The sequence below is a fragment of the Streptococcus suis YS56 genome, from assembly GCF_000440115.1.
In the GTDB taxonomy this organism is placed as follows: domain Bacteria; phylum Bacillota; class Bacilli; order Lactobacillales; family Streptococcaceae; genus Streptococcus; species Streptococcus suis_L.
In genome coordinates this window covers 1-4,962 of the sequence record NZ_ALMY01000005.1, presented here as the reverse complement: position 1 = coordinate 4,962, position 4,962 = coordinate 1, and the positions used below count along the sequence as shown (strand labels likewise).

Sequence of the window (4,962 nt, the reverse complement as noted above, 5' to 3'; positions counted from 1 at the left end):
ACATAGGCAATAACGCGTTTTCTAAAATCAATTCCGTAAGTCATAAGTCTATTTTATCATACATCAAATAAAAAACTAAACAACTATACATCGCTTTGAATATTGAAAAAGAGAGAACGAAGTTCGTCCTCTCTAGGTGTTAGCTTTTCGTCTACCCACTACAGTTGACAAAGAGCCAAAAAAAGTCATCAAACGATGACTTTTTCAGTAGGATCCTCCTAAACTGGTCCTTTCTAGGTATTAACCTTTCATCTACCCACTAGAATTGACAAAAGGTTGCAAAATATTATAGGGCAGCTAACTCAATAACATTAGGTTTGAACCCAGTCACTAACAAGGTATTCTATTCCTTTGTTATAAGATAGTCTTTTATCCTTAACAGAAAATGAGCATACTAATCCTATCCTGTTGAGAAGTTACAATGCAGCACACTTCTAAACAGATACACCTTATCATACAATCTTTTCTAAATTATTTACTGTACCAGTAATTTCTCCAACCAAAGCGTTACAACTATCTGTAAATAGCTCTAGAGTACGATAAAATCAACTGGTCACGCAATGAGAATACAATACTTTATGGATTAAAGATTGAAGTTCTAAACTCATCTGTAGAACGAAGAAGGGCACTATACACCTTACGTTTCAAACTATGAACCCAGCTAGTAGCTTCATTTGATGTTGCATGGCTAAGTCGCTTCATATCCTCTTCTACCGCCGCCTTCATCAGATTTTCTAAATCTTGGTAAGAATTGATAGTAACCGTTTGAGTTGAATTTGGTTTATCTAACTCATATACAATTGTAAATGGTTTTAATTTTACTAATTGATCAATCCGTTCCTTATACATATCTTTTTTGAACTCGGTCCAAGTTGCGTATTTATTATTAAAGATATGATTTAGAACAACCGTATCCGTTACAATACCGTTTGATGCTTCTGATTTTAGCTGATTACTTACATAAGGAATGAATCCTTCATCATAACCTTTAGCAGCTAGAAGTTCATAAGCCATCCGTCTAAACATCAAATCACCTGGCGCTCCTGTTGGATTATCCAACGCAGAATAAATAGGAGATAACAAGAAGGTATTGTAGTAGCCATTTCTTGATAATTTTGCATTGTCATAATACTGTCTCCGGTTTATAATACTTTGATCAATCAGAGCATTGAAGGTTGTTAACTGTGCAACTTCTTCATCGGTTAATGGACGAATCTGGTTACCTGCATGAACCCCATCATAATAATTTTCAATCTTTCTGAACCATGCTTTCTTCACTTCATTACTTTGTTGCAATACAGCACTACCTTCCAGATAATCAAGAAGATAAATTGCGTCAAACATATTGTGAGCATAGGTATTCAAATCTTCTTGATTTGTAAATCGCTCAACAGGCTTATATGGATGTACACGGATTAACGAATCTTTCTTATCCAAGTCAGTATAAAATGTATTCAATCCAATAGTATTATCTTCTGTACTACTTAGACTTTGCAATAACCCTTGTGCAAATAACTCAGCTCCTTGACCTGAACGTCGCCCGTTGCCATAGAATAATGTATTAGAGTCTAGATTATGCACCATCTCGTGAGTATAAGTAGATGTTCCAACCCTATCTAATAGAAGATAAGCTACAAAATACGTCTCACTTCCATCTGCATAAGCTGCGGTACCATTGCTACCGAACCATTTATGAACTGGACCAAAGAAATTTTGGATTGCAGAAAGATTACTTGACAAATCCTGCCACGCTTGTTTCCCACTTTCATCAAACAGACCAAAACCATCTGTGTTCATATAAGAAGCAAACATCTTATCCTTATTCTCTGCATTCAATGTTTTATACCAAAAATCTGTGTGATCTCGTTGCCAAATCGCAGCTTGGTCAACCAAATTGCGAACTTCTTCACGTTGACTTGGGTTATTTGTAACATCTCTATAACGACTAAACGCACCAAATGAAATCGTATTCATATTGGAAAGAATATAAATATCTTCCTCTGGCATAGTAAGTAATGGCAGTAACATTTGACGATATCTCCAAGAAGGATTGGTAATCTTGTCATACACTTCAACTGCATACTTGCTATGCTTTTCAGCATTATTTTGTTTTTCCAAAGCTTCTGCTACTTGAGATTTTATTTCAACAATATATGCTTTTGTATTATCTTTAAACCATTGATTATCTGTTTTATCTGGTAAAAATACTTTTCGATAGGCTTCGACAAAATCAAACACAGTCGATTTGCCAGTCATGCCTGATAAATAAGTAGAGTATGTGGCTACGTTGTTCTTCGGTCTGAGTACTTCATAGCCTGCGCTACCAATTGCGATAATAGCATCCAATGTTGAAGCCGAGTGATTACCAAAGAAATCCAAATTAAACAAGGTCAAATCTTTTGTATTCAATTGGTCGTAGTTTATATCATACCATCTATCGAGGTATGATAACCCTAATAGGAAAGCCTCTTTGTTATCTGCTATTCTCGCTTCGAAATAATTTTCAACATTCTGTCCTTGACCATTCATAGACGACGTCAATACTTTGCGAAGGTAACTAGCTAGATTTTCTTTGATATGCATAAAACTAGACTTAAAGTACATATCATTTATGTCATTTGTCGTTTGATAAGCAGGAGTTGCTGGAGGATTTAACTGTTTCTGCAAGGATTCGGACTCATATGCTATCGGATGTAAGAGAGCTACAAGGCGGTTCACCATATCCTCATTTTGATTTACAAAATTTTCTGGTGTGTATGGAATAGACATATCAGAAATAGTATATTCAATAATGTGATTATTCTTAAAGTCATCACTATACGTAACTGACTTATAGTCAACAGTCCCATCTTCAAAGTATAGCATAATCTTATTGATACTTGCTTTATCTGCTAGGATGTCTGCTACTATTGCTCCATCTTTCATAGGAACCACATCTACAAGTTTTACTTTGTTCAACTTATCAGATAGCGGAATCTTATTTCCATAATAAACAAGAAGTTCCTTATTATAGAATGGTAAGATTTTCTCCATATTTTCATAAGCTATAACAGAATCAGCTTGAGCTTTAGCTACTTTCAGATAATCAACAGAATAGCTATTAATAGTTCGTTGATTTGAATCCGTAACAGTAGCAGTTACTCCTAGATCCTGCGCTTTCAGTATAGCATCGCTTTCAGAAATTTTACTAGCAACTGTATCGTCCTGTGTACTATAAGCATTTTGCAATGCAACATTTCCATCATGTAGGGATCCAACAACCGCTAGACTACCTTTTACATTTCCAATGACATTATGGATGCGACCATCAACCCAACCCTTTTGGTTTGTTCCAACAATACTACCCAATTGATTCGTTTTACCATTGTTAGTAATTGTTCCTGTCGCATAAGCATTCTGAAGATTTATGCCTCTTTCACCGTTCCCTCCAGTTAGACGACCAACAATTCCGCCTGCTGCTTGATTATTTTCTCCCTTAATGGCAATTGCTACATCTGCTATCACTTTATCAATGTATGAACCTGTACTTAAACCCGCAATACCACCTACATACGATTCGCCAGTCCCGTAAGAATCAATCTTTCCTTTAAATCTTGCATTTGTTAAATGAGATTGACCGTCCAATTTATAGACAATGCCACCATAGTTTCGTTGACCTCTAATATTTCCTTCAACAGCAATATCTGTTAGGGTTGATTGTTGTGCTTCATTAACCAACGCACCTAAGTCTGTATGTATTGCTGAAGCAATATTGACATTTTTTAAATCTAGGGAGGTAATAGTTGCCCCTTCCACTTTCTGGAACAATGGTACTTTTTGATTATAAATAGCAAATTTTGAGCCGTTATGTTCACCAGTCAAGCTACCTTTAAATGGTTCCGTAATGTAGGCGCGAACATCACCAATTGACAATTCATCAGCATACAAATCAGCACCGAGTTTGAAAGTACCAGACGGATTATTGTTAATTGCATTAACCAAGTCCGAGAAAGTAAAATAGACATCTGATTCTTTTACAATTTTTGGAATATAAAATATCTTATTTTGAATATATTGAGAACCATTATCTTCGACCAACTGTTCAAAAGAGGTTGTCACTTTATAGACTGCTTGCCCGTCTTTTACACTATCTGTCACTTCTGTAACTGGGATATAGACATCTTTAAAACGTTCTGAACTAACTTTGACAAATAACTCTGTCAAATCTGATGGAATTTCTTCTAAAAAAACTGCGCTGATATACTTTCCATCTTTTCGACGATAAATTGTTACCGCATCAACATCCTTGATTTCAATCTTCTTGTAGATCAAATCAAATTGACGCATACTTTCGAGAATAGCTTCCTGTTCAGAACTTTGTTCCTGCCCTTCCATTGTGTAAAAAATCTTTGTTTTGACAGTATAAGCCGTATAGAAATCTAGATTTTCAAGTGTCAGTTGACCATTTGAATCTGCAAGAGGTATATCTTTTTCTTGAACTAACTTACCTGTGTCATCATACAATAATGCCACTGCTTTACGGAAGCTAGTTGTTTCGTCCGTCAATTTATAGCTGAGTGTCGCTGATTTGGCATCAGTGTTTTCTACCAAATTCGTGATTACGACTTGCGGCACTTTTTCCTCTACAACTGGTTTTTCTGGCTCTGCGGGAACCACAGGCTCTGTAGGCTCCTCGGGGGTTGGGGGAACTACTGGATCTGTAGGGTCTTCAGTGGTTGGGGGAACTACTGGGGCTGTAGGTTCCTCGATAGTTGGGGGAACTACTGGGGCTGTAGGTTCCTCGGGGGTTGGAGGAGTAACAGGATCTGTAGGTTCTTCGAGGGTTGGGGGAACTACTGGGGCTGTAGGTTCCTCGAGGGTTGGGGGAGTAACGGGTTCTGTAGGCTCCTCGGGGGTTGGGGGAGCAACTGGATCTGTAGGCTCCTCGAGGGTTGGGGGAACTACTGGATCTGTAGGCTCCTC

General features: G+C 37.2%; 1 protein-coding gene. It reads right to left on the bottom strand.

The features are described 5' to 3' along the window. Nucleotides 1–576: 576 nt before the first annotated feature. Nucleotides 577–4,962 (bottom strand): ZmpA/ZmpB/ZmpC family metallo-endopeptidase (locus SST62_RS0100905; RefSeq protein WP_029185932.1); only part of this gene is annotated, 4,386 nt, incomplete at its 5' end.